This is a genomic window from Microbacterium sp. ZKA21, from assembly GCF_050434165.1.
In the GTDB taxonomy this organism is placed as follows: Bacteria; Actinomycetota; Actinomycetes; order Actinomycetales; family Microbacteriaceae; genus Microbacterium.
In genome coordinates this window covers 97,545-123,043 of sequence record NZ_JBNPVV010000001.1, presented here as the reverse complement: position 1 = coordinate 123,043, position 25,499 = coordinate 97,545, and the positions used below count along the sequence as shown (strand labels likewise).

Annotated in this window: 31 protein-coding genes; 25 read left to right on the top strand and 6 right to left on the bottom strand. The window is 68.6% G+C overall.

Annotated elements, in window-relative coordinates:
* A complete protein-coding gene (locus M2317_RS00690; protein WP_429456368.1) occupies positions 1-1,701 on the bottom strand; it encodes an FAD-dependent oxidoreductase in 1,701 nt (566 codons plus the stop codon).
* Positions 1,702-1,788: 87 nt separating this feature from the next.
* On the opposite strand from M2317_RS00690, the gene M2317_RS00685 reads away from it, so the two are divergent.
* Together M2317_RS00685 and glpK are read left to right on the top strand one after the other, a co-directional pair.
* A complete protein-coding gene (locus M2317_RS00685; protein ID WP_429456366.1) occupies positions 1,789-2,754 on the top strand; it encodes a sugar-binding transcriptional regulator in 966 nt (321 codons plus the stop codon).
* A gap of 98 nt (positions 2,755-2,852) precedes the next feature.
* Positions 2,853-4,349 carry a glycerol kinase GlpK gene (glpK, locus tag M2317_RS00680; protein ID WP_429456364.1) on the top strand — a complete coding sequence of 499 codons (1,497 nt, stop codon included), beginning with the start codon at positions 2,853-2,855 and terminating at the stop codon, positions 4,347-4,349.
* Positions 4,350-4,362: 13 nt separating this feature from the next.
* Here the strand turns inward: glpK and M2317_RS00675 are convergent, their stop codons facing one another.
* The gene (locus tag M2317_RS00675; RefSeq protein WP_429456363.1) at positions 4,363-5,508 is read right to left on the bottom strand and encodes a glutamate--cysteine ligase; all 1,146 of its coding nucleotides are present in this window, start codon (positions 5,506-5,508) and stop codon (positions 4,363-4,365) included.
* A 211-nt stretch (positions 5,509-5,719) separates the two neighbouring features.
* Between M2317_RS00675 and rpsP the strand changes: the two genes are divergently transcribed.
* From rpsP to trmD, 4 genes are read left to right on the top strand one after another with little or no spacing between them, the layout of a single operon-like run.
* Positions 5,720-6,151, top strand: a complete 432-nt coding sequence (gene rpsP, locus M2317_RS00670; RefSeq protein WP_429456361.1) for a 30S ribosomal protein S16 — start codon at positions 5,720-5,722, stop codon at positions 6,149-6,151.
* A 6-nt stretch (positions 6,152-6,157) separates the two neighbouring features.
* The gene (locus M2317_RS00665) at positions 6,158-6,388 is read left to right on the top strand and encodes an RNA-binding protein (protein WP_264157661.1); all 231 of its coding nucleotides are present in this window, start codon (positions 6,158-6,160) and stop codon (positions 6,386-6,388) included.
* A gap of 1 nt (position 6,389) precedes the next feature.
* Positions 6,390-6,989, top strand: a complete 600-nt coding sequence (rimM, locus tag M2317_RS00660; RefSeq protein ID WP_429456359.1) for a ribosome maturation factor RimM — start codon at positions 6,390-6,392, stop codon at positions 6,987-6,989.
* An 18-nt stretch (positions 6,990-7,007) separates the two neighbouring features.
* On the top strand, positions 7,008-7,736 hold the full coding sequence (trmD, locus tag M2317_RS00655; RefSeq protein ID WP_429456357.1) for a tRNA (guanosine(37)-N1)-methyltransferase TrmD: 729 nt from the start codon (positions 7,008-7,010) through the stop codon (positions 7,734-7,736).
* A gap of 6 nt (positions 7,737-7,742) precedes the next feature.
* Here trmD and M2317_RS00650 read toward each other — a convergent pair whose 3' ends face one another.
* Positions 7,743-8,336, bottom strand: a complete 594-nt coding sequence (locus tag M2317_RS00650; RefSeq protein ID WP_429456355.1) for a histidine phosphatase family protein — start codon at positions 8,334-8,336, stop codon at positions 7,743-7,745.
* Positions 8,337-8,394: 58 nt separating this feature from the next.
* Here M2317_RS00650 and M2317_RS00645 point away from each other — a divergent pair, with 58 nt between their 5' ends.
* Complete coding sequence (locus M2317_RS00645) at positions 8,395-8,841, top strand: pyrimidine dimer DNA glycosylase/endonuclease V (RefSeq protein ID WP_429456353.1); 447 nt, start codon at positions 8,395-8,397, stop codon at positions 8,839-8,841.
* 9 nt (positions 8,842-8,850) lie between these two features.
* On the opposite strand, the gene map is transcribed toward M2317_RS00645, so the two are convergent.
* A complete protein-coding gene (gene map, locus M2317_RS00640; RefSeq protein ID WP_429456351.1) occupies positions 8,851-9,633 on the bottom strand; it encodes a type I methionyl aminopeptidase in 783 nt (260 codons plus the stop codon).
* 108 nt (positions 9,634-9,741) lie between these two features.
* Here map and M2317_RS00635 point away from each other — a divergent pair, with 108 nt between their 5' ends.
* The 9 genes from M2317_RS00635 to M2317_RS00595 all read left to right on the top strand — a co-directional run bounded on the left by M2317_RS00635 (position 9,742) and on the right by M2317_RS00595 (position 16,832).
* The gene (locus M2317_RS00635) at positions 9,742-10,230 is read left to right on the top strand and encodes an MFS transporter permease (RefSeq protein ID WP_429456350.1); all 489 of its coding nucleotides are present in this window, start codon (positions 9,742-9,744) and stop codon (positions 10,228-10,230) included.
* 166 nt (positions 10,231-10,396) lie between these two features.
* Positions 10,397-10,744 (top strand): 50S ribosomal protein L19, encoded by a 348-nt coding sequence (rplS, locus tag M2317_RS00630; protein ID WP_429456348.1) that lies wholly within the window; start codon positions 10,397-10,399, stop codon positions 10,742-10,744.
* A 122-nt stretch (positions 10,745-10,866) separates the two neighbouring features.
* Positions 10,867-11,595, top strand: coding sequence for a signal peptidase I (gene lepB, locus M2317_RS00625; protein WP_429456347.1), 729 nt, complete (start codon positions 10,867-10,869; stop codon positions 11,593-11,595).
* Complete coding sequence (locus M2317_RS00620; RefSeq protein ID WP_429457623.1) at positions 11,595-12,254, top strand: ribonuclease HII; 660 nt, start codon at positions 11,595-11,597, stop codon at positions 12,252-12,254. Before lepB ends, M2317_RS00620 begins: the two co-directional genes overlap by 1 nt.
* A gap of 66 nt (positions 12,255-12,320) precedes the next feature.
* Positions 12,321-12,647 (top strand): DUF2469 family protein, encoded by a 327-nt coding sequence (locus tag M2317_RS00615; RefSeq protein ID WP_406250040.1) that lies wholly within the window; start codon positions 12,321-12,323, stop codon positions 12,645-12,647.
* A 104-nt stretch (positions 12,648-12,751) separates the two neighbouring features.
* Positions 12,752-13,114: a YraN family protein gene (locus M2317_RS00610; protein ID WP_429456345.1), complete on the top strand. Its 363-nt coding sequence runs from the start codon at positions 12,752-12,754 to the stop codon at positions 13,112-13,114.
* The gene (locus tag M2317_RS00605) at positions 13,111-14,640 is read left to right on the top strand and encodes a YifB family Mg chelatase-like AAA ATPase (RefSeq protein ID WP_429456343.1); all 1,530 of its coding nucleotides are present in this window, start codon (positions 13,111-13,113) and stop codon (positions 14,638-14,640) included. The genes M2317_RS00610 and M2317_RS00605 overlap by 4 nt, the downstream gene beginning before the upstream one ends.
* Entirely contained in the window at positions 14,637-15,845 is a 1,209-nt protein-coding gene (gene dprA, locus M2317_RS00600) for a DNA-processing protein DprA (protein ID WP_429456341.1), read from the top strand. The genes M2317_RS00605 and dprA overlap by 4 nt, the downstream gene beginning before the upstream one ends.
* 84 nt (positions 15,846-15,929) lie before the next feature.
* Positions 15,930-16,832, top strand: a complete 903-nt coding sequence (locus M2317_RS00595) for a tyrosine-type recombinase/integrase (protein WP_429456339.1) — start codon at positions 15,930-15,932, stop codon at positions 16,830-16,832.
* 9 nt (positions 16,833-16,841) lie between these two features.
* Here the strand turns inward: M2317_RS00595 and M2317_RS00590 are convergent, their stop codons facing one another.
* The gene (locus M2317_RS00590; protein ID WP_429456337.1) at positions 16,842-17,342 is read right to left on the bottom strand and encodes a murein hydrolase activator EnvC family protein; all 501 of its coding nucleotides are present in this window, start codon (positions 17,340-17,342) and stop codon (positions 16,842-16,844) included.
* Between the two features lie 297 nt (positions 17,343-17,639).
* On the opposite strand from M2317_RS00590, the gene rpsB reads away from it, so the two are divergent.
* The 9 genes from rpsB (at position 17,640) to M2317_RS00545 (ending at position 24,352) form a co-directional block, all read left to right on the top strand.
* On the top strand, positions 17,640-18,542 hold the full coding sequence (gene rpsB, locus M2317_RS00585) for a 30S ribosomal protein S2 (protein ID WP_429456336.1): 903 nt from the start codon (positions 17,640-17,642) through the stop codon (positions 18,540-18,542).
* Positions 18,543-18,601: 59 nt separating this feature from the next.
* The gene (gene tsf, locus M2317_RS00580; protein WP_429456334.1) at positions 18,602-19,429 is read left to right on the top strand and encodes a translation elongation factor Ts; all 828 of its coding nucleotides are present in this window, start codon (positions 18,602-18,604) and stop codon (positions 19,427-19,429) included.
* A gap of 93 nt (positions 19,430-19,522) precedes the next feature.
* Complete coding sequence (gene pyrH / locus M2317_RS00575) at positions 19,523-20,239, top strand: UMP kinase (protein WP_429456331.1); 717 nt, start codon at positions 19,523-19,525, stop codon at positions 20,237-20,239.
* Positions 20,240-20,310: 71 nt separating this feature from the next.
* Positions 20,311-20,865, top strand: coding sequence for a ribosome recycling factor (gene frr / locus M2317_RS00570; protein ID WP_429456329.1), 555 nt, complete (start codon positions 20,311-20,313; stop codon positions 20,863-20,865).
* Positions 20,866-20,871: 6 nt separating this feature from the next.
* Complete coding sequence (locus tag M2317_RS00565) at positions 20,872-21,993, top strand: phosphatidate cytidylyltransferase (RefSeq protein ID WP_429456327.1); 1,122 nt, start codon at positions 20,872-20,874, stop codon at positions 21,991-21,993.
* 20 nt (positions 21,994-22,013) lie between these two features.
* Positions 22,014-22,580, top strand: coding sequence for a DivIVA domain-containing protein (locus M2317_RS00560; protein WP_429456325.1), 567 nt, complete (start codon positions 22,014-22,016; stop codon positions 22,578-22,580).
* A gap of 48 nt (positions 22,581-22,628) precedes the next feature.
* Positions 22,629-23,333, top strand: coding sequence for a transglycosylase SLT domain-containing protein (locus tag M2317_RS00555; RefSeq protein ID WP_429456323.1), 705 nt, complete (start codon positions 22,629-22,631; stop codon positions 23,331-23,333).
* A 12-nt stretch (positions 23,334-23,345) separates the two neighbouring features.
* Positions 23,346-23,633 carry a hypothetical protein gene (locus tag M2317_RS00550; RefSeq protein WP_429456321.1) on the top strand — a complete coding sequence of 96 codons (288 nt, stop codon included), beginning with the start codon at positions 23,346-23,348 and terminating at the stop codon, positions 23,631-23,633.
* Positions 23,630-24,352 carry an alpha/beta hydrolase gene (locus M2317_RS00545; RefSeq protein ID WP_429456320.1) on the top strand — a complete coding sequence of 241 codons (723 nt, stop codon included), beginning with the start codon at positions 23,630-23,632 and terminating at the stop codon, positions 24,350-24,352. The genes M2317_RS00550 and M2317_RS00545 overlap by 4 nt, the downstream gene beginning before the upstream one ends.
* Positions 24,353-24,358: 6 nt before the next feature.
* On the opposite strand, the gene M2317_RS00540 is transcribed toward M2317_RS00545, so the two are convergent.
* Positions 24,359-25,411: an AI-2E family transporter gene (locus M2317_RS00540; protein ID WP_429456318.1), complete on the bottom strand. Its 1,053-nt coding sequence runs from the start codon at positions 25,409-25,411 to the stop codon at positions 24,359-24,361.
* Positions 25,412-25,499 lie beyond the last annotated feature (88 nt).

Below are 25,499 nucleotides of genomic sequence, written 5' to 3'. Positions count from 1 at the left end.
TCACAGGGCCGACGCGGTCTCCGCGTCGACGCCGTGCGCCTCGCGCAGCGTCGCGAGCGTCTCATCGACCTCGGCATCCGTGCGCACCGAGTCCCACTCCAGCAGCGGTGCGAGAGCGTCGGCGATCACGCGGATCGCCTCGGCATCCGCGTCGCCGGTGAACGCGAGGCTCGTGCGACGGAAGACGACGTCGCCGACGTGGCGCACCTTCTCGTGCCCGACCATCCAGGCCAGCTCCCGCGTCGACAGCGCGTCGCCCAGCAGCGGCTCATCGTTCTCGACCGCGAGGAAGTCGGCGACCTCGGCGGCGCGGGTCCCGTAGCGCGCGAACAGGACCCGGCCCCTGGCACTGTCGCCGACGTTCTGCCGCAGCCATTCGATCCGGCGCCGCGGCGTCCGGGGGTAGCCGTTGCCGCCGCCGATCCGCACCCCTCTCGTGCCGATCACCCGATCGCGACCGAGCTCGGCCAGCACGCGATCGGCCAGGGTCTCGCCGAGGGCCCGGAACGTCGTCCACTTGCCGCCGACGAGACTGAGCACCGCCGGCATCCCGGCATCCTGTCGCCGCTCGATCCGGTAGTCGCGGGAGACGAACCCTGGTGCTTCGTCGTCGTGGTGCGGAAGCGGGCGGATGCCGGAGTACCGGTACACGATCTGCGAACGATCGACCGCGATCGTGGGAAACACATGGGCGATCAGGGCGAAGAAGTAGTCGACCTCTTCCTCCGTGCAGCGCGCGGGCTCACGCGGGTTGGCTTCGATGTCGGTGGTGCCGACGAGGACGCGATCCTTCAGGGGATAGATGAGGACGATGCGTCCGTCCTCGTGCTCGAAGAAGATCTCACGTCCGCCTGTCGCGGCCAGCAGCTCCGGGTGGTCGAGAACGATATGCGATCCCTTCGTGCCGCCCATGAACGTCGTCGCGGTGCCGAGCGCCTGATTGGTCAGATCGGTCCACGGACCCGATGCGTTCACGACGACATCGGCGGCGATCCGGAATTCGCTCCCGGTCTCGCGGTCGCGCAGCAGGACACCGTCGACATCGAGGCCGACCGCCTCCACGTAGTTCAGCGCACGCGCACCGGCGTGCGCGGCCTCGCCGTCGCGGAGGACGTCCAGCGCGAGGCGCTCGGGGTCGTGCACCGAGGCGTCGTAGTACGTGGCGGTGTACTTGATGTCCGGGTCGAGCTGCGGCAGCGCGGCGAGCGACTTGCGCCGCCCGTGGAAGCGGTGCCGCGGCACGGATCCGCCGTCGCGGGAGAACGTGTCGTAGAGGGTGAGCCCCGCCTTGATGAGGAAGGCGCCCCGCTCGGTGGGCCTGCCCTGCTTGTGCGTCAGGAAGCGGAGGGGAGCGGCGAGGATGCCGGAGAACGTGGAGTAGATCGGAATCGTGGTCTCGAGCGGCTTGACGTAGTGCGGAGCGGTCTTCAGAAGTCCGTTGCGCTCCTGCACGGATTCCTTGACGAGTCGGAACTCGCCGTTCTCGAGATAGCGGATGCCGCCATGGATCATGTGACTGGACGCTGCGGTGGCGCCACCCGCGAAGTCGTCGCGCTCGACGAGCAGCACGTCGACGCCCTGCATCGCGAGATCCCGGAACGTGGAGATGCCATTGATTCCGGCGCCGATGATGAGCACGCTCGTGCGGCCGTTCTCCCGTGCCGCCGCGACCTCGTCGCGCTCTCGAACCGTCTCGCTCATCGTGTGCCCTCCCAGACCTTCACGCTATATCCTTGGCGCATCGGCACGCCTGCGCAAGCGGAGTGCACATACGTGCAGGAGGACGATATGAACGCGACGGGTATCGGGGATCCACGTGCCGCTTCCGCCCTGCGGGCCGCGCAGATGTACTACCTGCAGGACATGACGATGGATGCCATCGCCCGCGAACTCGGCACTTCCCGGTCCTCGATCTCTCGACTGCTCAGCCACGCGAGGGAGACCGGGCTGGTCGAGATCCAGATTCATCAGCCGCAGGGGCAGGAGCTGCTGCTCGAAGAGGAGATCCGTGCGCGATTCGGCATCGCCGCGCATGTCGTTCCGACCCCGAGGAACCTCTCCGACGTGGAGCGGTTCGAACGCGTCGCCATGAGCGCTGCCCGACTGCTGCCGCTCTACTTCGACTCGAACATGACGCTCGGCATCGGGTGGGGGTCGACGCTGGACGCGATCAGCCGCCGCCTTCCGCGCAAGGAGACGCACAACACCACCGTCGTGCAGCTCAACGGCGCCGGCAACACGTTCACGACCGGCGTCGACTACGCCAGTGAGATCCTGCAGCGCTTCGGGCAGGCGTTCGGCTCCGGCATCCAGCAGTTCCCGGTTCCCGCGTTCTTCGACGACCCGCTGACGAAGGAGGCGATGTGGCGCGAGCGGAGCATGCGACGGGTGCTCGACCTGCAGGCCCGTGCCGACGTGGCGCTGTTCGGGCTGGGCTCGCCGTTCGCGGAGGTGCCCAGCCGCGTGTACATCGGCGGATACCTCAGCCGGGACGACTATCGAAGCCTTCGCGAGGAGAACGTGGTCGGGGATATCGCGACCGTCTTCTACCGGCAGGACGGCACGTGGGAGGACATCGAGCTCAACGCTCGCGCGACAGGGCCAGCGTTCGGCGTACTGGGTCGCGTCGCGCGACGGATCTGCGTCGTCTCCGGTGCGCAGAAGCTCGCGAGTCTGCGCGGAGCGATCGCCACGGGCCTCGTGACCGATCTGGTGCTGGACGAGCATCTGGCGGAGCACCTCATCGATCGCTGATGCACGTTCGTGCACGGCGGGCGTCGGGACGCGCAGGCATCTCCTAGGCTGTCGTCGATACGGACATCGCCGTCACGACGCGGGGGAACACGACCGACATGCACATCGTCGCCATCGATCAGGGCACAACCAGTACGCGGGCCATCGTCTTCGACGCCCGAGGCGAGATCGTCTCCAGCGGCCAGCTCGAGCACGAGCAGATCCTGCCGGAGGCCGGCCGGGTCGAGCACGACCCGACCGAGATCTGGCGCAACGCACAGGCCGTGATCGAGACCGCTCTTCAGCGCGCGAAGCTGTCGGCCGAGGACGTCGCCGGGATCGGCATCACCAACCAGCGCGAGACGGTGGTCGTATGGGACCGCCGCACGGGCGAGCCGGTGTGCAACGCCATCGTGTGGCAGGACACCCGCACGCAGCGCTTCATCGATGATCTCGCCGCGGACGGCGGGGTGCGCCGATTCGCCGAGAAGACCGGTCTGCCGCTGGCGACCTACTTCTCGGCATCCAAGATCAGCTGGATCCTCGACAACGTCGAGGGCGCGCGCGAGCGCGCCGAGGCGGGCGACCTGCTGTTCGGCACCCCGGACACCTGGCTGCTGTGGAATCTCACGGGCGGCGTCGACGGCGGCGTGCACGCCACCGATGCGACGAACGCGAGCCGCACCCTCCTGATGGATCTGCGCACGCTCGACTGGGATGACGAGCTGCTGAGCGCGTTCGATGTGCCACGAGCGATGCTGCCGGAGATCCGATCGTCATCGGAGGTGTACGGAACTGCGGTGGGCACAGCCCTCGACGGCGTGCCGATCGCGGCGATCCTCGGCGACCAGCAGGCGGCGACGTTCGGGCAGGTCGCGTTCGAGGCAGGGGAGTCGAAGAACACCTACGGCACCGGGAACTTCCTCATCGTCGGCACGGGCGAGGAGATCATCGCCAGCGACAACGGACTGATCACCACGGTCGCCTACCGTCTCGGCGATGCGGCACCGCGATACGCGCTCGAGGGCTCGATCGCGGTCACCGGTTCGCTCGTGCAGTGGCTGCGGGACAATCTCGGGATCATCTCGCGATCGCCCGAGGTCGAAGAGCTCGCGCTCACCGTCGAGGACAACGGCGGCGTCTACATCGTCCCGGCCTTCTCCGGGCTGTTCGCCCCGTACTGGCGCCCGGATGCCCGCGGGGCGATCCTCGGCCTCACCCGCTTCGCGAACAAGGGGCATATCGCACGGGCGGCGCTGGAGGCGGTCGCGTTCCAGACGCGCGAGGTCGTGGATGCCGTGGCGGCCGATACCGGCATGGCGCTGTCGGAGATGCGCGTGGACGGCGGCATGGCGGCTAACGCCACGCTGCTGCAGTTCCAGGCGGATGTGCTCGGCATCCCCGTCGTCCGTCCGGCGATCATCGAGACCACCGCGCTCGGCGCGGCCTACGCGGCCGGGCTCGCCGTCGGCGTCTGGAAAGACCTCGACGAGCTGCGTGCGATGTGGCATGAGGATGCCCGCTTCGAGCCGGGCATCGACGAGGTCGATCGCGCGGACCGTCTCGCGCACTGGCGCAAGGCCGTCACCCGCACGTTCGACTGGGTCGACGCCTGAGATCCGGCAGGCGTCAGGCGATCGACGACTCCGGGCCGGAACGGAACTCGCGGATCAGGTGGCGGACGACGTCGCGCAGATCACCATCGGATGCCTCGGCGACCGCGATCTGACGTTCGTAGCTCGCACCACCGGTGAGGATCGATCCCGCTCGAGCGAACTCTGCAGCGCACCCGAGATCGACGGCGACCGGAGCGAGATCCGCGAGGAGAGCCGAGACGTGCTCGCGCACCGGAACCTGCGTGCCGTCCGCGTCGACGATCAACTCGGTGTCGAGGCCGTAACGGGCTGCGCGCCACTTGTTCTCGCGGTGGAACCACGCCGGCATGATCGGCAGTCGCTCGCCGGCATCCAGCAGCCGGGAGAAGTGCTCCACGAGCACCTGGACGACAGCCGCCACCGATGCGAGTTCGGCGAGCGTCGACAGGCCGTCGCAGGCGCGCACCTCGATCGTGCCCCAGCGCGGTGCCGGCCGGATGTCCCAGCGCACCTCGGTCGCATCCGCCATGACACCGGTGCGCACCATGTCGTCCAGATAGCTCTCGAACTCCGTCCAGCTGTGCAGCGCCCAGGGGAGTCCGGCTGTCGGCAGCTGCTGGAACACCAGGGCCCTGTTCGACGCGTACCCGGTGCGCTCTCCCGCCCAGAACGGACTCGACGCGGCCAGCGCCTGCAGATGGGGGAGATACCCGGTCAGCGCGCCGATGATCGGGAACACCTTGTCGCGGTCCTCGACCCCGATGTGCACGTGGATGCCCCAGATCATCATGTTGCGCCCCCACCACTGGGTGCGCTCGATGAGCGTGTGGTACCGGGTCTTGTCGGTGACCTGCTGGTCGTACCACTGCGCGAACGGGTGACTGCCCGCCGAGAGCAGCTCGACCCCCGCAGGGTCCGTGGCGGCGCGCACTGCGGCGATCGCGGCCGCGATGTCGTCGACCGCGTGCGCCACCGAGGTGCCGATGCCGCTGGTCACCTCGATCGTGTTGGTCAGCAGCTCGCCCGTGACCGTGTGCCGTTCGCTCTCGCTCTCCTCCTCGAGCGCGGAGAGCAGTTCGGGCGCACGCCCGACGAGGTCGCCGGAGTCCGGATCGGCGAGCATGATCTCCCACTCCAGCCCCACCGTGGAGCGAGCGGATTCGGCGAAAGCGACGGTCACGAGCACAGTCTGACACGGCCGCCCCGGCCGATCGACGCGCGGAGTCACATCACGTTTCGCGCCTGGCGGGCGGATCTGGCAGAATAGAAGGTCGGACGGCTCGCTCGACCCTCTATCCAGCGAGAACGTCCTCCCGCAGAGCTTCCGCCGGGTGTGCACCCCACTCTCCAGGCGATCGGTTCAAACTTCCTTCACACAATTCAGGAGAATCGTGGCTGTCAAGATTCGTCTCAAGCGCCTGGGCAAGATCCGCGCGCCGTACTACCGCATCGTCGTCGCCGACTCGCGCACCAAGCGCGATGGTCGTGTCATCGAGGAGATCGGCAAGTACCACCCCACCGAGGAGCCCTCGTTCATCGAGATCGACTCCGAGCGTGCGCAGTACTGGCTCTCCGTCGGCGCGCAGCCGACCGAGCAGGTCACCGCGCTGCTGAAGATCACGGGTGACTGGGGAACCTTCAAGGGCGACAAGGACGCGAAGTCCACCCTCAAGGTCGCCGAGCCCAAGGCCGCGTTCGAGGTCGACGCGTCCAAGAAGTCGGTCGTCAAGCCGAAGGCGGAGAAGAAGGAGGCCCCCGCTGAGGAGGCTCCCGCCGCTGCCGACGCGGAGGCCGCTGAGGCCCCCGCCGCCGACGCCGAATAATCCGCCGTGCTGGCCGCCGCGCTCGAACACGTCGTCAAGGGGATCGTCGATCACCCGGACGACGTCCGCATCACCGAATCCACGTCGCCGCGAGGCGATCTGCTCGAGGTGCGTGTGCATCCCGATGACCGTGGACGCGTGATCGGGCGCGGCGGTCGCACCGCCAAGGCACTGCGCACCCTGATCTCCGCCCTCGCCGACGGGCGTCGCGTTCGCGTCGACGTCGCGGACGACTGACGTGGCGACGAACGACAAGGCCCAGGGACGCAATCAGCTGCGTGTCGGCCGTCTGGTCAAGGCGCACGGGCTCAAGGGCGCCCTCAAGCTCGAGCTGTACACCGACAATCCCGAGGCGCGCTTCGTCACGGGGGCAGAGTTCACGTTGCAGGTGCCCGAGGCATCTCCGTGGCACGGCAAGACCATCACCGTCCGCGAGTATCGGGTGATGAACGGCAACTCGGTCGTCTTCTTCGACGACATCGAGGACCGCACGGCGGCTGAAGGTCTCGTGCGCGCCATCCTGTGGATCGACCAGGACGACGCGGAACCCGAGGACGACGCCTGGTACGATCACCAGCTCACCGGTCTGGACGTCGTGCGCGATGACCAGGTCGTCGGCCGCGTCGTGCGCATCGAGCACCTCCCGGCCCAGGACCTCCTCATCGTGCGTCCCACCGGCGCGGACGCCGACACCGAGATCATGGTCCCGTTCGTCTCGGCGATCGTCCCGACCGTCGACATCGAGGCCGGTCGCGTGATCGTCACGCCTCCTGCCGGGCTCTTCGAAGAGCTTCCCGAGGCGGATGCCGACGAGCAGCCGCCCACCGAAGCATCCTGACCCGCCTATCCTGATCACGTGCGCACTTCGACAGGCTCAGCACACCGCTTCGACGTCGTCTCGATCTTCCCGTCGTACTTCGACGGGCTGACGCTGTCGCTGCTCGGCAAGGCGCAGGATGCCGGGATCATCGATCTCCGCATCCGGGACCTCCGCGACTGGACCGGCGATCGGCACCGCACCGTCGACGACACCCCGTACGGGGGCGGCGCGGGCATGGTCATGAAGCCGGAGCCGTGGGGGCTCGCGCTCGACGAACTGACCGGCGCCTCGGCATCCGACGCCCGGCCGACCATCATCTTCCCCTCGCCGGCCGGCGAGGTCTTCACGCAGGCCACGGCGCGCGATCTCGCGACTCGCGAGCACCTCGTCTTCGGCTGCGGGCGTTACGAGGGCATCGACGAGCGCGTCTTCGAGTACGCGGCTGACCTCGGCGAGGTCCGTCTGGTCAGCCTCGGCGACTACGTGCTGAACGGGGGAGAAGTCGCCGTGATGGCGATGATCGAGGCGATCGGCCGGCTGATCCCCGGCGTGGTCGGAAACCCCGAGAGCCTCGTCGAGGAATCGCACGAGGACGGACTGCTGGAGTATCCGTCGTACACGAAGCCGGCGTCCTGGCGCGATCGCGACGTTCCCCCGATCCTGCTCAGCGGAAACCACGGCGCCATCGCGGCGTGGCGGCGCGAGCAGCAGCTCGAGCGGACGCGCACGCGTCGTCCGGATCTCCTCGGCGACGCCTCCGCCTGAGCGGAATCAGACCACGCGCTCGGTCCGGCCGTCGATCTCGAACACGAGACCGTGCGGATGCCGCAGCGACAGCGCCTGAGCGGCGTCGAGCCCGCGCAGCTCGGCCCGCAGCATCCGGCCGATCATCTCGTGCGAGACGAGCAACGGCGTCCCGTCCGCAGACCAGCCGCATTCGCTCAGTGCACGGCGCGCGCGCAGCCGTGCCTGTGCGTAGCTCTCGCCTCCGGGGAACGCCCAGCCGTAGCGGTTCTCGGCGCGCTCGGCGCGTGCGCCGGGGAAGACCGCCTCGATCTCGGCCCAGGTCATGCCGGCCATCTCGCCGTGATCGACCTCCGCAAGATCCGCGATCTCCACGACCGAGGCACCCAGACGCTCCGCGATGATCACCGACGTGGCGACGGCCCGCCCCAGCGGGCTGGTGCACACGGTTCGTATTCCCGACCCGGCCAGCTTCTCGGCCGCGGCCTTCGCCTGAGCGATGCCGTCGGAGGTGAGCGGCGAGTCGAGCTGGCCCTGCAGTCGGCCCTCGAGATTCCAGGTCGTCTGGCCGTGACGGGCAAGATATGCCCGCTGCGGCACATGACGATCACGCGGAATCATGTGCCCAGAATGGCACATCGTTCCCGAACCGCGGGAGACTCTCCGATAGCATCGGCGCGTGAGGATCTGGTCTCTGCATCCGAGGTATCTCGATCGTCAGGGGCTGACCGCCTGCTGGCGCGAGGCGCTGCTCGCGCAGGCGGTGCTGAACGGGACGACCCGCGGCTACACACGGCATCCGCAGCTGTCGAGGTTCCGTGCGAGCGCCGACCCCCTCGCGTACATCGGGCGCTATCTGCAGGATGTGGCTTCTGAGGCGGATGACCGGGGTTATCGATTCGATCGCACGCGCATCGTCCGCGTCGGCGCGGTCACGCAGCCGCTCGAGGTCACCGATGGACAACTCGCGCGGGAATGGTCGCACCTGATGGCCAAGCTCGCCATCCGCAGCCCCGAGATCCGCGCTCAATGGGTCGACGTGGTCGTGCCTGAGCCGCATCCGCTGTTCACGGTCGTCGCCGGTCCCGTCGCCGACTGGGAGCGCGCCGTGCTGCCGGACGCCTGAGCGATCCGCTCAGTCGACGCCGAGGAACGAACGATCCGTCAGGATGATCGGTCCGTCGTCCGTGATGGCGATCGTGTGCTCGGAGTGCGCGCCGCGGGAGCCGTCGGCGCTGCGCAGCGTCCAGCCGTCGGCATCGGTGATGAGCTCGTCGGTCGTGGCGAGGAACCACGGCTCGATCGCGAGCACGAGGCCGGCGCGCAGCGGGAAGCCGCGCCCGGCACGGCCGTCGTTGGCGACGTGCGGGTCGCCGTGCATCGTGCGCCCGACGCCGTGGCCGCCGAAGTCGGTGTTGATGCTGTAGCCCTCGGCGTAGGCGATCTCGGCGATCGATGCCGAGATGTCGCCGATGCGATGGCCGACGGTCGAAGCGGCGATGGCGGCGTCCAGCGCTCGCTCGGTGGTGTCGATCAGGCGGAGATCCTCTTCGCGCGCGGTCCCGACCACGAAGGACACCGCCGAATCCGCGACCCAGCCGTCGACGGCGACGGCGAAGTCGAGCGTCACCAGGTCGCCGTCGCGCAGGACGTAGTCGTGGGGGAGTCCGTGCAGGACGGCGTCGTTGACGGAGGTGCAGATGACCTTGCCGAACGGACCGCGACCGAACGAGGGCGCGTAGTCGATGTAGCAGGATTCGGCCCCGACCTTGCGGATCATGTCGTGCGCGCGCCGGTCGATGTCCAGCAGGTTCGTGCCGATCTTCGTGTCGTCACGCAGCGTGGCGAGGGTCTCGGCGACGAATCGCCCAGCGGCCCGCATCTCGTCGATCTCGGCCGGAGTGCGCAATTCGATCATGGTGTTCCTCTCGTCCTCTCCATTCTCCCGGATCGGGGAGGGCCCGGGCTCCACCCGCTCTCAGCGAACACCATGCCTGGCGGGCACGGGCGGACGTACGATCGCATCATGTGGTTGCGCGAGGCGTTCTTCCGGTGGTTGATCCCTGCTGCGTTCGTGCTGCCGCTGTGGCTGCTGATCGGTTGGGGCATGTTCTCCGGCGGGGGCTGGGCGTTCCTGTTCCTCTTCATCGGCATCCCCTCCGTCTTCGTCGGCCAGCTGATCCTGACGCTGCTCGTGCGATCACGGCCCTCGGTGCGCCTCAGCCGCGCGGTGTCCTGGTGGGATGTCGCCGGCTTCACCCTGTGGCACGCGCTGACGATCGCGGTCGGCTTCTATCCGTCCTGGTTCGCACCAGCGCTCACACTGGCGATCATCGTCGGTATCGGCCTGATCTGGCTGACGCTGTGGCAGCTCTGGCGCGAGGCCCGCGACTCGGGCGGGATCCGGGTGGTCACGACATCCTGGCGCACTCCCGTCGCCGAGGACGCCGCCGACGTGCAACCTGCGGACCCCGAGGTGTTCATCATCCGGGAGAAGCCGGACTCCGAGCGCTGAAGCGCGTTTTGGCGGCGCAGGACATTCGTGGCAGAATGGTTCCTTGTGCCGTGATCGGCTCTGCCTCAGGGGAGCCCGCGGACGCACTGCGTTCCGTTCAGCACACACCTAACGTATTCCTTCCAGCTTGCACCCGACCTGTGGCGGATGCAGAGAGTAGACGATCATGCAGATCCTCGACGCCGTCGATGCGGCTTCGCTTCGCTCGGACATCCCCGAGTTCTTCCCCGGTGACACGATCAACGTGCACGTGAACATCACCGAGGGCACCCGCTCCCGCGTCCAGGTCTTCAAGGGCGTCGTCATCGGCCGCCAGGGCGACGGCGTCCGCGAGACCTTCACGGTCCGCAAGATCAGCTTCCAGGTGGGCGTCGAGCGCACCTTCCCGGTGCACTCGCCGGTGATCGACCACATCGAGGTCGTCACCCGCGGTGACGTGCGTCGCGCGAAGCTCTACTACCTGCGCAACCTGCGCGGCAAGAAGGCGAAGATCAAGGAGAAGCGCGACAACTGAGTCGCACGCTCCTCGAGAAGCACCCCGGGACACTCGTGTCCCGGGGTGCTTTCTTTCGGCCAGGGTGTGCGACGCTTGTTAGGCCGTACCGATGTCCGGCGTGAAGCTCGTGAAGGAATGCGATGACGACTGAGTCCACCCCGGCCCCGGAACCGAAGCGGCGGCGTGGCTTCCTGATCTTCCTGCGCGACGTCCTCATCATCGTGGTGATCGCGGCGCTCGTGTCCTTCCTTGTGAAGACCTTCGTCGTCCGTTCGTTCTACATCCCCTCCGGGTCCATGGAGCGGACGCTGCTCGTGAACGACCGCATCCTGGTCGACGAACTCACGCCGCGCTGGACCGGGTACGAGCGCGGCGACGTCGTCGTCTTCAAGGACCCGGGCGGGTGGCTCCCGCCGGCCGCCCAAGAGCCCGCGCAGCCGCCCCTGATCGCGTTCGTCGACGGCATCCTGACGTTCGTGGGCGTCTCGGCATCGGACTCGCAGGATCACCTGGTGAAGCGCCTCATCGGCCTGCCGGGCGACCATGTCGTCTGCTGCAACGCACTCGGTCAGGTCTCGGTGAACGGCGCGCCGATCGACGAGCTCTCGTACCTGAATCTCCCGGAGGGGGACACGCTGGCGTCGGAGGAGCCGTTCGATGTCACCGTGCCCGAGGGCCAGCTGTGGCTGCTCGGCGACAACCGCGATCGGTCGCAGGACGCGAGAGCCCACCAGGATCTGCCCAGCGGCGGGTTCGTCCCGCTCGACAACGTCGTCGGCAAGGCGTTCCTGACGACGTGGCCGTTGGACCGGATCGGCCTGATCGACGGTCACTACGACGTCTTCAACGGGGTACCGGACCCGCAATGATGACCGTCGTCGCCCCCTCGCTGCGGTTGGAGCGCGCACTGCTCAAGGAGCACGAGCTCGTCATCGCCCTCGACGAGGTCGGGCGCGGTGCGCTTGCCGGTCCCGTCACGGTCGGGGCCGCGGTGATGGATGCCGCGGGTGCACGTCGCCGGATCCCCGACGGACTGCGGGACTCGAAGCTCATCACCGAGCGACGACGCCCCGACGTCGCTCAGCGCGCAGCGGCCTGGGTGCCGGCATCCGCGCTGGGCTGGGCGAGCGCGGCGGAAGTCGATGAGGTCGGCATCATGCGTGCGCTCGGTCTCGCCGCCTCACGCGCGGTGTCGGCGATCTCGGAGCAGGGCGTTCGGACAGACCGTGCGCTCGTGATCCTCGACGGCAACCACGACTACGTCTCGGCCGTGCACCCATCCCGTCTTCGGGTTCAGCCGGTGATCAAGGCCGATCGGGACTGCGCGTCGGTCTCCGTGGCCTCGGTGATCGCGAAGGTCGCGCGCGATGCCCTGATGGCACAGCTGCACGACGAGCATCCGGCCTATCAGTGGGATCGCAACAAGGGATACGCCAGCCTGGAGCATCGGTCCGCCATCCGCGAGCACGGGCTGTCGCCGCTGCACCGGTCGTCCTGGGCGATCGCTGACGCGCCGACGCTGTTCTGAGGCGTGGTCGCCGGCAGGCGGCATCGTGCGCCGCGTGCGCGTGCGGCCTCGTAGGATGGACTCATCATGGATGAGGAAGCCTTCGACGATTACGACCGCGAACTCGAACTCGCACTGTTCCGCGAGTATCGGGATGTCGTCGCGCAGTTCCAGTACGTCGTCGAGACCGAGCGCCGCTTCTATCTCGCGAACGAGGTCAATGTCGTGCGGCGGGACACCGAGCACGACTTCTACTTCGAGATCTCGATGACCGACGTGTGGGTGTGGGACATCTACCGTGCCGACCGCTTCGTGAAGGCGGTCCGCGTGCTGACGTTCAAGGACGTCAACGTGGAGGAGCTGCAGCGCCGCGAGTTCGAGCTGCCGGAGGAGCTGTCGCTCGACGGCAAGTGACTCGCCCTGCACAGGGCGGCGGCTGAGCGGACTTTCCCCCGGATGTCGTAGGTTCCGCGGGTTCAGCGGGTACGCAGCACCCTGCGTGGGACGACGCTGTCGACATGGCAGCGAAGGACGATCTCGGCAGAGCGGGTGAAGAGCGCGCGGTGGCGTACCTGCGCGGGCGCGGCTACGACGTGCTCGACCGCAACTGGCGATGCCCGGCCGGTGAGATCGACATCGTCGCGGCGAAGGCCGGCGTCCTCCGCGTCATCGAGGTCAAGACGCGCACGTCCCTGCGCTTCGGGCACCCCTTCGAGGCGCTCGACGACCGCAAGGTGCGGCGGCTCTGGCGCCTCGCGCACGCCTGGATCGACGCGCACCCGGAGAAGGCGGGCCGCTACCGGGTCCGGCTCGAGGCCGTCGGGATCATCGGCCCGGATCCTCGCAACGGGATGCTGGAGCACCTGGTGGACCTGCGATGACCGCCGTCCGCACCTGGGCCGTCGCTCTGACCGGCGTCGACGGACACATGGTCGAGGTCGAAGCCGATCTGTCGAACCAGCGGCCCGACTTCCGGATCATCGGTCTGGCCGACCGATCGCTGGGGGAGGCGACGCAGCGCGTGCACAACGCGTGCAAGAACGCCGGGCTGGAGCTCTCCGCACGAAGGCTGACCGTCAACCTCTCGCCGGCGAGCCTGCCGAAGCAGGGGTCGGCATTCGACCTCGGCGTCGCCGTCTCCGCGCTGGCCACGAGCGGCTCGCTGAATGCCGCATCCATCGCACGCACGGTGCACATCGGTGAGCTCGGCCTGGACGGGCGCCTCCGCCCAGTTCCCGGAGTGCTCCCATCCGTGTTCGCCGCACAGCGTGCCGGATTCGAGCACGTCGTCGTTCCGCACGCGAACGCGGAGGAGGCGCGTCTCGTGGCCGACATCGAGGTGCGAGCCGCCACCACGCTGGCCGAAGTCGCCGTGTGGCACGGCGCGGACGTCGAGATCCCGGACGTCGAGCCGATCGGCGCCCCCGCCGTGGCGGATGAGCAGGACGACGACGTCGATCTGTCCGACGTGATCGGTCAGGAGGATGCCGTGGACGCGCTGCTGACCGCCGCGGCCGGTGGACATCATGTGCTGCTGAGCGGGCCGCCTGGTGCGGGAAAGACGATGCTCGCGCGCCGGATGCCGGGAATCCTGCCGGAGCTCACCGACGATGAGGCCCTCGAAGTCGCATCCATCCGTTCGCTGGCCGGGCTTCCGGTGCTGTCGCTGAACCGCGTGCCGCCGCTCGAAGCGCCGCACCACAGCGCATCGTCGATGGCGCTGGTCAGCGGTGGTTCTCGAGTGGCCCGCCCCGGCGCCATCGTGCGCGCGCATCGTGGTCTGCTCTTCCTCGACGAGGCTGCGGAGTTCAGCAGGCAGGCGCTCGATTCGCTGCGACAGCCGCTGGAGTCGGGATCCATCGACATCCAGCGGGCAGGATTCACCGCGCGGTTCCCGGCGCGATTCCAGCTGATCCTCGCCATGAATCCATGCCCCTGCGGGAACTACGGTGTCCGCGGGGCCGATTGCACCTGCCCGCCGAACGCCATCCGACGCTACGCAGGACGGCTTTCGGGTCCGCTGCGCGACCGGATCGACATCGATCTCCAGGTCACCAGGGTTGCCGCGTCTCGGGCGACGGCAGGCGAACGCGCCGCTCTCACCTCCGCCATCGCGCGTCAGCGCGTAGCCGAAGCGCGTTCGCGCGCGTCCCGGCGCTGGGCGGGCACGCCGTGGCGCGTGAACGCGGACATCCCGGGGACCTGGCTGCGTCAGGGCGCGCACCGGCTGCCGCCGGAGGACCGTGCGGCCCTGGATCGAGCGCTCGAGCGCGGCGTGCTGACGCTGCGCGGTTACGACCGCGTGCTGCGGATCGCGTGGACGATCGCCGACCTCGCCGGTCGCGACCGTCCTGGCCGCGACGAGATCGGACGAGCGCTGTTCCTGAAGAGAGGACTGATCACATGATGGAGAGATTGAGCCGGGACTCCGCCCTCCGAGACCGGGTCGCCAGGCTGCGGCCGGATGCCGACGCGGAGGAGGCGCTCGCACGTGCGGCGTGGTCGGTCATCGCCGAGCCGGGAGACGGCGTGGCCGGTGCGCTGATCCAGGCGCTCGGAGCGCCGGAGGCGCTGTCGGCAGCGCTGGGAGAGGTGAAGCGGCCGCGCGCGGAGGCCGCCGCGGTCGACGCACTCGGTGGCGCTGGGGGATCGAAGCTGCTGCATCAAGGGCGCACCAGATGGCGTCCGCGAGCGCACGTCGACGACGTGGGTCATGCGCTCACAGCCGCGTCGGGGATCGGCGCCCGGCTGCTGGTGCCCGGGGCAGCGAACTGGCCCGCCGAACTCGATGATCTCGGCGTCCACGCCCCGGTGCTCCTGTGGGTCCGAGGCGATCCAGCCTGTCTGACCGTCCAGCCCGCCGTCTCGCTCGTCGGCGCCCGCGCGGCCACATCGTACGGCGAATCGGTCACAGCGGACCTCGCCGGCGATCTCGCGGCCGGCGGTGCACTCGTCGTCTCCGGCGGCGCCTACGGCATCGACGGTGCCGCGCATCGCGCGGCGCTCGGAGTCGGCGGGAAGACCGTCGCCTTCCTCGCCGGCGGAATCGACCGTGCGTATCCGGTCGGCCACCATCAGCTCTTCGAGCACATCGTCCAGGCCGGCGCGGTCGTCGCCGAGGTGCCGTGCGGCACATCGCCGACGAAGTGGCGGTTCCTGGCGCGCAACCGGATGATCGCCGCGCTCGGGCAGGCGACGGTCGTCGTGGAGGCCGGATGGCGCAGCGGGTCGCTGAACACTGCCGGGCATGCGGCGTCGCTCGGCAGGCCGCTCGGTGCGGTTCCGGGGCCGGTCACGAGCGCTGCATCCGCAGGATGTCATCGCCTGCTCCGTGAGTACGACGCACGGTGCGTCACGACCGCGGCTGAGGTGCGCGAGCTCTGGGGGGAGGAGCTTGCGGTCGACCCGTCCGACGAGGAGGGGGCCGATCCGGATACGACGCGTCTCCTGGACGCGCTGAGCACGCGCACAGCGCTGCCGCCCCACGAGGTCGCCCGCAGATCCGGATTGGGAGTGGACAGGGTTCGGGGTCTGCTGGGCATGCTGGAGCTCGACGGTGTGACATCGCGCCGCGAGGACGGCTGGCTCAGGAAGGCGCAGGCCGGACGCTAGACCGGCGCCGCGCGAAGCCGACGTCGCGACCGCAGACCGGCGGGGCGACCCACCGCGACCACGGAATCGGGCCATCCTGGAGGCATGGAGTTCACCGCGGCAGCCGAGGCGTTCGCGACGCATCTTGCGACGGTTCGCCGATTGTCGCCGGCGACCGTGCGCGCCTATCGTTCCGATCTGCGCGATCTCGCGGCATCCGTCGGGGACGGCCCGATCCGGGACATCGATCTGGACGCGCTGCGGGATTGGCTCTGGCTGGCGACCCAGCGCGGCGACGCACGGAGCACGCTCGCGAGACGAGCCGCAGCGGCCCGGTCGTTCTTCGCGTGGGCGAAGGACGAGGAACTCATCTCGATCGACCCGAGCCTGCGGCTGGTCACTCCCAAGTTGGGCCGTACGCTTCCGACGGTCGCGTCGCGCGACGGCATGCGCGTTCTGCTCGATGCACAACGATCCCTCGCTGCAACGGGCGACCCCGACGCGCTGCGAGACCACGCGGTCCTCGAACTGCTCTACGCCTCCGGCATGCGCGTATCGGAACTGTGCGGTCTGGACATCGACGACCTCGATCAGGACCGTGCGACGGCCCGTGTCCTCGGCAAGGGGTCGAAAGAGCGGGTCGTCCCCTACGGGCGACCCGCGCGCGAGGCGATCTCCGCATGGATCACGCGGGGGAGACCCGTGTTCGCGGCACGCGCCGAAGCGGCTTCACCAGCGGTCTTCCTCGCACCGCGAGGCGGCCGGATCGGCCCCCGCCTCGTGTACGCGCTGGTCGCTCGAACTCTCGGACCGGTCGTGGGCGCCGAGAACGTCGGCCCCCACGCTCTGCGCCACTCCGCCGCCACCCACCTCCTCGACGGCGGCGCGGACCTGCGCGCGGTGCAGGAGATCCTCGGGCACGCGAGCCTGGGGACGACGCAGATCTACACGCACGTCTCGGCCGAACGGCTGGCGGAGTCCTACCGGCTGGCGCATCCGCGGGCGTGATCGGCCGCCTCAGAGCGGATCGCAGCACGGCAGCAGGATCGCTCGTTCGATCGGACCGAACATGATCATCGGATCGACGTAGGCGCCGTGCACCCGCAGCCCGAGGTGGAGTGCGCCGGATGACGCATGGCCGCCCGTCGAGACGGTCCCGATCACGTCTCCGGCCGAAACCTCAGCGCCCGACGACACGGAGGCGATCACCGGCTCGAAAGTCGTGACGAGGCCGCCCCCGTGATCGATGGTGAGGAGCAGCCGGTCGACGACCGTGCCGACGAAGGCGACGACCCCATCGGCGGGGGCATGCACATCGCCTGACGCGGCGATGTCGATGCCACGGTGCCCTGGGCCGTACTCGTGCGCCGGGGCGGCGAACGGTTCGATCACTGTGCGTGGGCCATCCACCGGCCAGAGCCAATCCGCGTCGCCGGAAGACGGAGCGGCGCCGAGGATGCCGACGACGACGGCGACGAGGGTTGCGGCGCGGAACAGGGAACGCGGACGAGCGGACATGATCCCATGGTGCGCGCGCCGGGCATCGGTGCGGATGGCTCGGCCCAGCATCCGTGTAGAACCGGCGGAACGAGTGGCCTGTGCAGGGCGAGTGCACCGGTCCGATCGGGTACACTGGTCCTCGCACCTCGATTCCGGGGTGACTACGCGTGCCCAGAGCGACTTCGGTCGCGGCATCCACTCCCGCAGGTCCTGCTCGATGAGCAGGTGGGTGTGCGCCGGGCACCAGGCTCGACGATCGATCGATCGTCGTAACGAACCTCAACGGCGTGAGAGCGCCAGAACAAGGAGACGACCATGGCTGTGGTCACCATCCGCCAGCTGCTCGACAGCGGCGTGCACTTCGGACACCAGACCCGTCGGTGGAACCCGAAGGTCAAGCGCTTCATCCTCACGGAGCGCAGCGGCATCCACATCATCGACCTCCAGCAGTCGCTGGGCTACATCGACAAGGCGTACGACTTCGTCAAGGAGACCGTCGCGCACGGCGGCACCATCCTCTTCGTCGGCACCAAGAAGCAGGCGCAGGAAGTCCTCGCCGAGCAGGCGACCCGCGTCGGCCAGCCCTTCGTGAACCAGCGCTGGCTCGGCGGTCTGCTCACGAACTTCCAGACGATCGCGAAGCGTCTCGCCCGTATGAAGGAGCTCGAGGAGCTCGACTACGAGAACCCGGCCGCCTCGGGCTTCACCAAGAAGGAGCTGCTGCTCAAGAAGCGCGAGCTCGACAAGCTGCACAAGTCGCTGGGCGGTATCCGCAACCTCTCCAAGACGCCGTCCGCCCTCTGGGTCGTCGACGCCAAGCGCGAGCACCTCGCGATCGATGAGGCCAAGAAGCTCGGCATCCCGGTGATCGGCATCCTCGACACCAACGCCGACCCGGACGACTTCCAGTACCCGATCCCCGGCAACGACGACGCGATCCGCTCCGTCTCGCTGCTCACCCGCATCATCGCGGATGCCGCGGCCGAGGGCCTGCAGCAGAAGCACAACCCGGAGACGGGCGACGCTGAGCCGCTGGCTGACTGGGAGCGCGAGCTCCTCGAAGCTCCGGCTGAGACCGCTGAGGCTCCTGCTGAGACCGTCGAGGCTCCGGCCGAGGCCGCTGCCGAGACCGCTGAGGCTCCGGCCGAGGTCGTCGAGGTTCCGGCCGAGTCCACCGAGGCCGCTGCCGAGGACGCTGCGGCCACCGACGCCAAGTAATTCCCTCGGGCCCAACCCGCCCGCGAACACACACATCACGAAGCAAGGAGCCGCCACACATGGCCAACTTCACCATCGCCGACATCAAGGCGCTGCGTGAGCAGCTCGGTACGGGAATGGTCGACACCAAGAAGGCGCTCGAGGAAGCCGATGGCGACCGCGAGAAGGCCGTCGAGATCCTCCGCCTCAAGGGTGCGAAGGGCAACGCCAAGCGCGCTGACCGTTCCACCAGCGAGGGACTGGTCGTCGCTCGCGAGCAGGACGGCGCCGTGACGCTCGTCGAGCTCGCCTGCGAGACCGACTTCGTCGCGAAGAACGACCGCTTCATCGCGCTGGCCGACAAGGTCGCCGACGCCGTGGCCGCCGTCAAGGCGAACACGGTCGAGGAGGCGCTGGCTGCCGACGTCGCAGGCCAGACCGTCGATCAGCTGATCTCGGACGAGGCTGCGATCATCGGTGAGAAGGTCGAGCTGCGTCGCGTGCGCACTCTGACCGGCGACAACTTCGAGGTCTACCTGCACCGCACCAGCAAGGACCTGCCGCCGCAGATCGGTGTCGTCGTCGCCTACACGGGTGCCGACGCGGAGACCGCGCGCAGCGTAGCCCAGCACATCTCGTTCGCGAACCCGTCGTACCTGTCCCGCGAGGACGTGCCGGCGGCCGACGTCGAGAAGGAGCGTGAGATCGTCACCGAGATCTCCCGCAGCGAGGGCAAGCCGGAGGCCGCGCTGCCCAAGATCGTCGAGGGCCGCGTCACCGCGTTCATCAAGCAGGTCGCCCTGCTCGAGCAGGACTACGCCAAGGACAACAAGCTGTCCGTGGCCAAGGTCGCGCAGGACGCCGGCATCACCGTGACGGACTTCGCGCGCTTCAAGGTCGGCGCGTAACGACGTCAGAGGGGTTCGGATCCGTGAGGGTCCGAACCCCTTCTTCATGCCCAGAAGGCACTATCTTGATTTTCGGGATGAGAGGATCCACCCATGACTGAACGAACCGGACGCCGCCGCGTCCTTCTCAAGCTCTCCGGCGAGGCATTCGGCGCCGGTCAACTGGGTGTCAATCCCGATGTGGTGAGCCAGATCGCCCGTGACATCGCCGCAGCGGTCGACCAGGTCGAGATCGCCGTCGTCGTCGGAGGCGGCAATTTCTTCCGCGGTGCCGAACTCAGCCAGCGCGGCATGGATCGTGGGCGCGCCGATTACATGGGCATGCTCGGAACCGTGATGAACGCCCTGGCGCTGCAGGACTTCCTCGAACAGGCCGGCGCCGCGACGCGCGTGCAGTCGGCCATCGCGATGACGCAGGTCGCGGAGCCCTACATTCCGCGCCGCGCCGAGCGTCACATGGAGAAGGGCCGCGTCGTGATCTTCGGAGCCGGTGCCGGCCTGCCGTACTTCTCCACCGACACGGTCGCCGCCCAGCGCGCACTCGAGATCGGTGCACAGGAGGTGCTCGTCGCCAAGAACGGCGTCGACGCGATCTACACCGCCGACCCCCACAAGGATGCCTCGGCGACGCGCATCGAGCGCGTCACGTACCGCGACGCACTGCAGCGCGGCCTCAAGGTCGTCGATTCGACGGCGTTCAGCCTGTGCATGGACAACAACATGGACATGCGCGTCTTCGGCATGGAGCCGGCGGGCAACGTCACCCGCGCACTCCTCGGAGAGACCATCGGAACGCTCGTCACCTCCTGAGAGTCGCGCACGGGTGCTGCGGCATCCGCCCGGATAGAATTGCCAGAACACCCCAGACGATTGGAGTCGCCGTGATCGCGGACGTCCTCGCAGAAACCACCACCCGCATGACCAGGGCGGTCGAAGCCGCGAAGGAGGACTTCGCGACGGTGCGCACCGGACGCGCGAACCCGCAGCTCTTCCAGAAGGTGATGGTCGACTACTACGGTTCGCCGACGCCGCTGGCGCAGCTGGCGTCGCTGGCGAACCCCGAGGCGCGTTCGCTCATCGTGACCCCGTACGACAAGTCCGCGCTCAAGGCGATCGAGCAGGCGATCCGCGACATGCCGAACCTCGGCGCCAATCCGTCCAACGACGGCAACATCGTGCGCGTCACGATGCCGGAGCTGACCGAGGAACGCCGCAAGGAGTACGTCAAGCTCGTGCGCACCAAGGGCGAGGATGCCAAGGTGCACGTCCGCGGCATCCGCCGCAAGGCGAAGGACGAGCTGGACGCCCTCAAGAGCGAGGTCGGCGAGGACGACCTCGCCCGTGGCGAGAAGGAACTGGATGCCCTCACGCGTCAGCACGTCGACCTGATCGACGAGGCGTTGAAGCGCAAAGAGGCCGAACTGCTCGAGGTGTGAGCGGGAATGACTGACGACTCCGGAGGCACTCCGCCGAACGAAGCGCCGACCGGGCGCGGCGAACGGCGACGCGACGCGTCTCCGACGCCGTTGAGCGACAGCGCCTTTCCTGGATTCGACGCCGCGATCGTGCCGCCGAAACCGGAGCTGCCCGCCGAGCAGCCGGGCATGTCGACGGGGGAGCACAACGCGATCCGCGAGCAGTGGCGCGCCAAGCGCGGCGAATTCGAGAACCACGTCTCGCACGCCAAGGACCAGCTGGACCAGGCGAACGAGCGCATCAAGGAGCGCACCGGACGCGACCTGATCGTCGCGATCCTCATCGGTCTGGCTGCCGGCGCTGTTCTGCTCGGTTCGCTGCTGTTCATCAAATGGCTCTTCGTCCCGATCGTCCTCGCGATCGCACTGCTGAGCATCTACGAGCTCGGCCTCGCCCTGCGCGGAGCGGGTCGTCGCATCGACCTGATACCGCAGCTCGTCGCAGGCGCGCCGCTGGTGTTGGCCGGGTACTTCGCGGAGCCGTGGCTGTGCTGGGTGGCGCTGTTCGCCTCCGTCTCATTCGTGATCGTCTGGCGCCTCGTCGCACAGATGATGCAGCAGGACGGACGCACGTACGGTGAGGTCCTCGGAGACGTCGTCGTCGCAGGCTTCGTCCAGGTATACGTCCCCTTCCTCGCCAGCATCGCGTTGATCCTCTTGTCTCAGGAGGGCGGGCAGTGGTGGGCGCTCGCGTTCATCGCCGTCGCCGTCGCCGCCGACACCGGCGCCTACGCGTCGGGACTCGCATTCGGCAAGCATCCGATGGCGCCCCGCATCAGCCCGAAGAAGACCTGGGAAGGCTTCGCCGGTGCCGTCGTCGCGGCCGCCGGTGTCGGCGTGCTGCTCGCACTGTTCCTGCTGGAGATGCCGTGGTGGGCCGGAGTGATCCTGGGAGCGTCGGTCCTGCTCTCCGCGACGCTCGGCGATCTCGCCGAGTCGATGCTCAAGCGCGACCTCGGCATCAAGGACATGAGCTCCTGGTTGCCAGGCCACGGGGGACTGCTCGACCGGCTCGACAGCATCCTGCCGTCGACGATCCCCGCGCTGACCCTCTACTTCCTGCTGTCGCCGTGGGCGACGCTCGGATGACGTCGAGTACGGTGGGTGACGTGACAGATCTGCAGAGCAAGCCGGCGTCGTCGGCATTCACGCTGACGACGGGCCGTGCCCGCGGTTATCACCAGGCAGCGGTCGACGCCTTCCTTGCCGCGGCCAAGGCGAGCTTCGAGCGCGACGACGACACGCTCTCGGCCGAGGACGTCAGAGTCGCATCGTTCCCGATGGTGAAGAACGGCTACGCCGTGGCCGAAGTCGATGCGGCGCTCAGCCGCATCGAGGATGCCTTCGCCGCGCGGATCCGCGACCGGGTCGTGCGTGCGGACGGTGCGACAGCGTGGGTCGAGCAGGCCAGGGACGAGGCGCAGATCATCCTCGACCACCTCGCCCGTCCGAAACTGCACAAGTTCGCACGCGTCGGCTGGCTCACGTACGGGTATCGCGCCGAGGAGGTCGATCACGTCGCGCGGCGGATCGTCCGCTATCTCCGTGACGGCGACGAGCTCTCGGTCGAGCAGCTGCGTTCCGCGGCCTTCCGGATGCAGCGCGGCGGGTACCGGGAAGAGCAGGTCGATGCGCTCCTCGACGCCACGATCGAGGTCATGCTCGCGGTCCGCTGACCGCTCCCATGGTCTCCTCAGCGCCGCCTGGGCTACACTGTGCCTATTGTGAGTTCATCCCACGAGTCCGAAGAGATCGTCGCAGCGACCGTTCCGAGCAGTAGCGACATCGTCTCCACCACGAAGCAGCCGGCGCCTTCCCGCGCCCGCTGGTCGCGTCGTCGTGGCGTCGCCGGCACGTTCGCGGCGATCGCCGTGGTCGGCTTCGCGGCCGCGATCGTCGCACCGACCGGGTTCGCCCTGGCCGAGCCGGTCGACTCCGCCCAGGCGCAGACGACGGTGTACTCGCTGGCCGCTGATGAGGCGCAGGATCTGCGCGTGACGGTCGAAGGCGGCACCTTCGCCCCGGTCGACCGCGGCAACTACGAGGTCTACGTCACACCGAAGCCGACGCCGACCCCCACGCCGAAGCCGGCGTCGTCGGGCAAGGGGTCCGGCGGCAGCGGCAACGGCAGCCGACCGCAGTACACCGGTGGCGGATCGCCCGCCGAGTGGATGGCTGCCGCAGGTATCGCCCAGGGCGACTGGGGCTTCGTCGACTACATCGTCTCGAAGGAGAGCGGCTGGAACCCGAACGCGGTGAACCGCTCGTCGGGAGCGAGCGGCTTGGTGCAGGCGCTGCCGTGCGGCAAGGTGCCGGGCAACTGCTTCGACCCGGTCGACAACCTGCGCTGGGCCAGCGGCTACGCGACGGGTCGGTACGGCAGCTGGGAAGGCGCGTACAACTTCTGGCGGAGCAACCACTGGTGGTGACACCGCTGCGCCATGCCCCGATCCCGTAAGCGGCGCCCGGAGCGCTCGAGCACAGACGACTCCTTCGATCGCCTTCTCACGGGCTGGAAACGCACCGAGACCCGTCGTGGTCGGGAATGGGTCGTCCAGCCGGTCTCTGCGCTGCAGGCGCAGAAGGAGTACGTCTGCCCCGGGTGCACGCAGGTCATCGCACCGGGGATCGCGCACCTGGTCTGCTGGCGGGCCGACGGAGTGCTCGGAGAGGCCGCGGACCTCGCCGCACGTCGCCACTGGCACACCCACTGTTGGAGACTCGGATGAGCATCGAGATCCGCGGACCGCTCGAGCTGCCTGCGCGCCGCGAGGAGATCGAGCTGCGCACGGCTGACGGTCTCGCGCTCGTGGGCGAATTGGCGGTTCCTCAGGATCGGCCGCCGGTCGCGACGCTCGTCACGCTGCATCCGCTGCCGACCGCCGGCGGATTCATGGATTCGCACGTCATCCGCAAGGCGGCAGGACGGCTGCCGGCCCTGGCGGATCTCGCCGTCTTGCGCTTCAACACCCGCGGCACGAGGTCGCCGCGGGGAACGAGCGAGGGGGCGTTCGACGGCGGCGACGCGGAACGGCTGGACGTCGCTGCGGCGATGGGCTTCGTGCACGAGCGCGGTCTGCCGATGCCGTGGCTGCTCGGCTGGTCGTTCGGGACGGAACTGGCGCTGAAGTACGGTCGTGAGCACGACGTCGTCGGCGTGTTCCTGCTGTCGCCGCCGCTGCACCGCACGACGGACGAGGAGATCGCGGCGTGGGCCGGCGACCCGAGGCGAGTCATCGCCCTGATCCCGGAGTTCGACGACTACCTGCGTCCGGCGCAGGCGCGAGAGCGATTCGCCTCGATTCCGGATGCCGTGCTGATCCCCGTCGAAGGCGGCAAGCATCTGTGGGTGGGTGAGACGCAGACCCGCCACGTCCTCACCGAGATCGTCGCCGCCGTGAACCCCGCAGCGCTTCCGCTGCCGAACACCTGGCCCCCGGCATCCTGACCGGGCTCAGCGCTCGTTCATCCGCGGGATGACGACCTGCCGGTAGATGATCAGGATGCTGGCCGCCACGGGGATCGCGATGAGCGCCCCGAGCAGCCCCAGCAGCGAGCCGCCGGCGAGAGCGGCGACGACGACGACGGCCCCCGGCACGGAGACCGCCCTGCTCATGATGCGCGGCGAGATCACGTAGGCCTCGATCTGCATGTAGATGAGGTAGTAGATGCCGGCGGCCAGTGCGGTCGCGGGGGAGCCGAGCCCCGGGATCAGGCACGTGAGCACGATGATCGTCGAGCCCGTGAGCGTGCCGACGAGCGGGATCAGCGAGAAGAAGAACGCGACGACGGCGAGGACCGCGGGGAACGGCGCATCGATGATCGTGAGGTAGATCGCGCTCAGGACGCCGTTGATGACGCCGAGCGACACCTGGCCCATGACGTAGTAGCCGACGGAATCGGTGATCTGATCGGCCAGGTCGATGAAGCGCGGACGCTTCGAGGCCGGGACGAGCTGGTAGACGGCGCGCTTGAGCGAGGGCGTCGAGGCGGTGAGGTAGATGGTCAGGATCAGCACGATGAAGGCGCCGAAGAGGCCGTTGACGACGGCGAGGCTCGCGTTGATCACCCCGCCCGTGATGCTGCCGACGTTCGCGAGCAGCCAGTTCTGCGCCTCGGTGAGCACACGATCGATGTCCAGTGCAGGGAACAGGTCGCCGAGCCAGGTGCGCAGATCGGCCCAGATGTCGTTGCTGCTCTGCACGAGCGCGGTGATCTGCTCGACGAGCTGCGTGACCTGGGAGATGATGATCGGCAGCACGATCAGAACGATCCCGGCGAACACCCCCAGTACGGCGACGATGGTCACCAGTACGGCGAGCCAGCGGGGGAGCTTGCGTCGTTCCAACCAGGAGATGAGCGGATCGAGTCCGAGGCTGATGAACAGAGCGGTGCCCAGGTACAGCAGCACCGTGGACAGCGTCTGGACGCTGCCGATGAGCAGGATGCCGAGACCGACTCCGAGCGTCGCGACCAGCGCCGTGCGGAACGGATTGTGCAACTTCATGACGGCTCCTCGCAGAACGGGTGAGGCCAGCGTATCCAGTCGACGCGGACCCGCGTCGCAGACCTGCCGAGGGCGGGATGGCGATCCG

Excerpts from the sequence above, each read along its gene's own strand:
- dprA (WP_429456341.1), top strand. The coding sequence starts at position 14,637 with ATGATGGAGAGATTGAGCCGGGACTCCGCCCTCCGAGACCGGGTCGCC.
- M2317_RS00610 (WP_429456345.1), top strand. The coding sequence starts at position 12,752 with ATGGCAGCGAAGGACGATCTCGGCAGAGCGGGTGAAGAGCGCGCGGTG.
- M2317_RS00595 (WP_429456339.1), top strand. The coding sequence starts at position 15,930 with ATGGAGTTCACCGCGGCAGCCGAGGCGTTCGCGACGCATCTTGCGACG.
- pyrH (WP_429456331.1), top strand. The coding sequence starts at position 19,523 with ATGACTGAACGAACCGGACGCCGCCGCGTCCTTCTCAAGCTCTCCGGC.
- M2317_RS00550 (WP_429456321.1), top strand. The coding sequence starts at position 23,346 with ATGCCCCGATCCCGTAAGCGGCGCCCGGAGCGCTCGAGCACAGACGAC.
- M2317_RS00540 (WP_429456318.1), bottom strand. The coding sequence starts at position 25,411 with ATGAAGTTGCACAATCCGTTCCGCACGGCGCTGGTCGCGACGCTCGGA.
- M2317_RS00615 (WP_406250040.1), top strand. The coding sequence starts at position 12,321 with ATGGATGAGGAAGCCTTCGACGATTACGACCGCGAACTCGAACTCGCA.
- lepB (WP_429456347.1), top strand. The coding sequence starts at position 10,867 with ATGACGACTGAGTCCACCCCGGCCCCGGAACCGAAGCGGCGGCGTGGC.
- M2317_RS00650 (WP_429456355.1), bottom strand. The coding sequence starts at position 8,336 with ATGATTCCGCGTGATCGTCATGTGCCGCAGCGGGCATATCTTGCCCGT.
- glpK (WP_429456364.1), top strand. The coding sequence starts at position 2,853 with ATGCACATCGTCGCCATCGATCAGGGCACAACCAGTACGCGGGCCATC.
- map (WP_429456351.1), bottom strand. The coding sequence starts at position 9,633 with ATGATCGAATTGCGCACTCCGGCCGAGATCGACGAGATGCGGGCCGCT.
- M2317_RS00545 (WP_429456320.1), top strand. The coding sequence starts at position 23,630 with ATGAGCATCGAGATCCGCGGACCGCTCGAGCTGCCTGCGCGCCGCGAG.
- rplS (WP_429456348.1), top strand. The coding sequence starts at position 10,397 with ATGCAGATCCTCGACGCCGTCGATGCGGCTTCGCTTCGCTCGGACATC.
- rpsB (WP_429456336.1), top strand. The coding sequence starts at position 17,640 with ATGGCTGTGGTCACCATCCGCCAGCTGCTCGACAGCGGCGTGCACTTC.
- M2317_RS00590 (WP_429456337.1), bottom strand. The coding sequence starts at position 17,342 with ATGTCCGCTCGTCCGCGTTCCCTGTTCCGCGCCGCAACCCTCGTCGCC.
- M2317_RS00565 (WP_429456327.1), top strand. The coding sequence starts at position 20,872 with ATGACTGACGACTCCGGAGGCACTCCGCCGAACGAAGCGCCGACCGGG.
- M2317_RS00620 (WP_429457623.1), top strand. The coding sequence starts at position 11,595 with ATGACCGTCGTCGCCCCCTCGCTGCGGTTGGAGCGCGCACTGCTCAAG.
- M2317_RS00605 (WP_429456343.1), top strand. The coding sequence starts at position 13,111 with ATGACCGCCGTCCGCACCTGGGCCGTCGCTCTGACCGGCGTCGACGGA.
- M2317_RS00685 (WP_429456366.1), top strand. The coding sequence starts at position 1,789 with ATGAACGCGACGGGTATCGGGGATCCACGTGCCGCTTCCGCCCTGCGG.
- M2317_RS00690 (WP_429456368.1), bottom strand. The coding sequence starts at position 1,701 with ATGAGCGAGACGGTTCGAGAGCGCGACGAGGTCGCGGCGGCACGGGAG.
- M2317_RS00635 (WP_429456350.1), top strand. The coding sequence starts at position 9,742 with ATGTGGTTGCGCGAGGCGTTCTTCCGGTGGTTGATCCCTGCTGCGTTC.
- tsf (WP_429456334.1), top strand. The coding sequence starts at position 18,602 with ATGGCCAACTTCACCATCGCCGACATCAAGGCGCTGCGTGAGCAGCTC.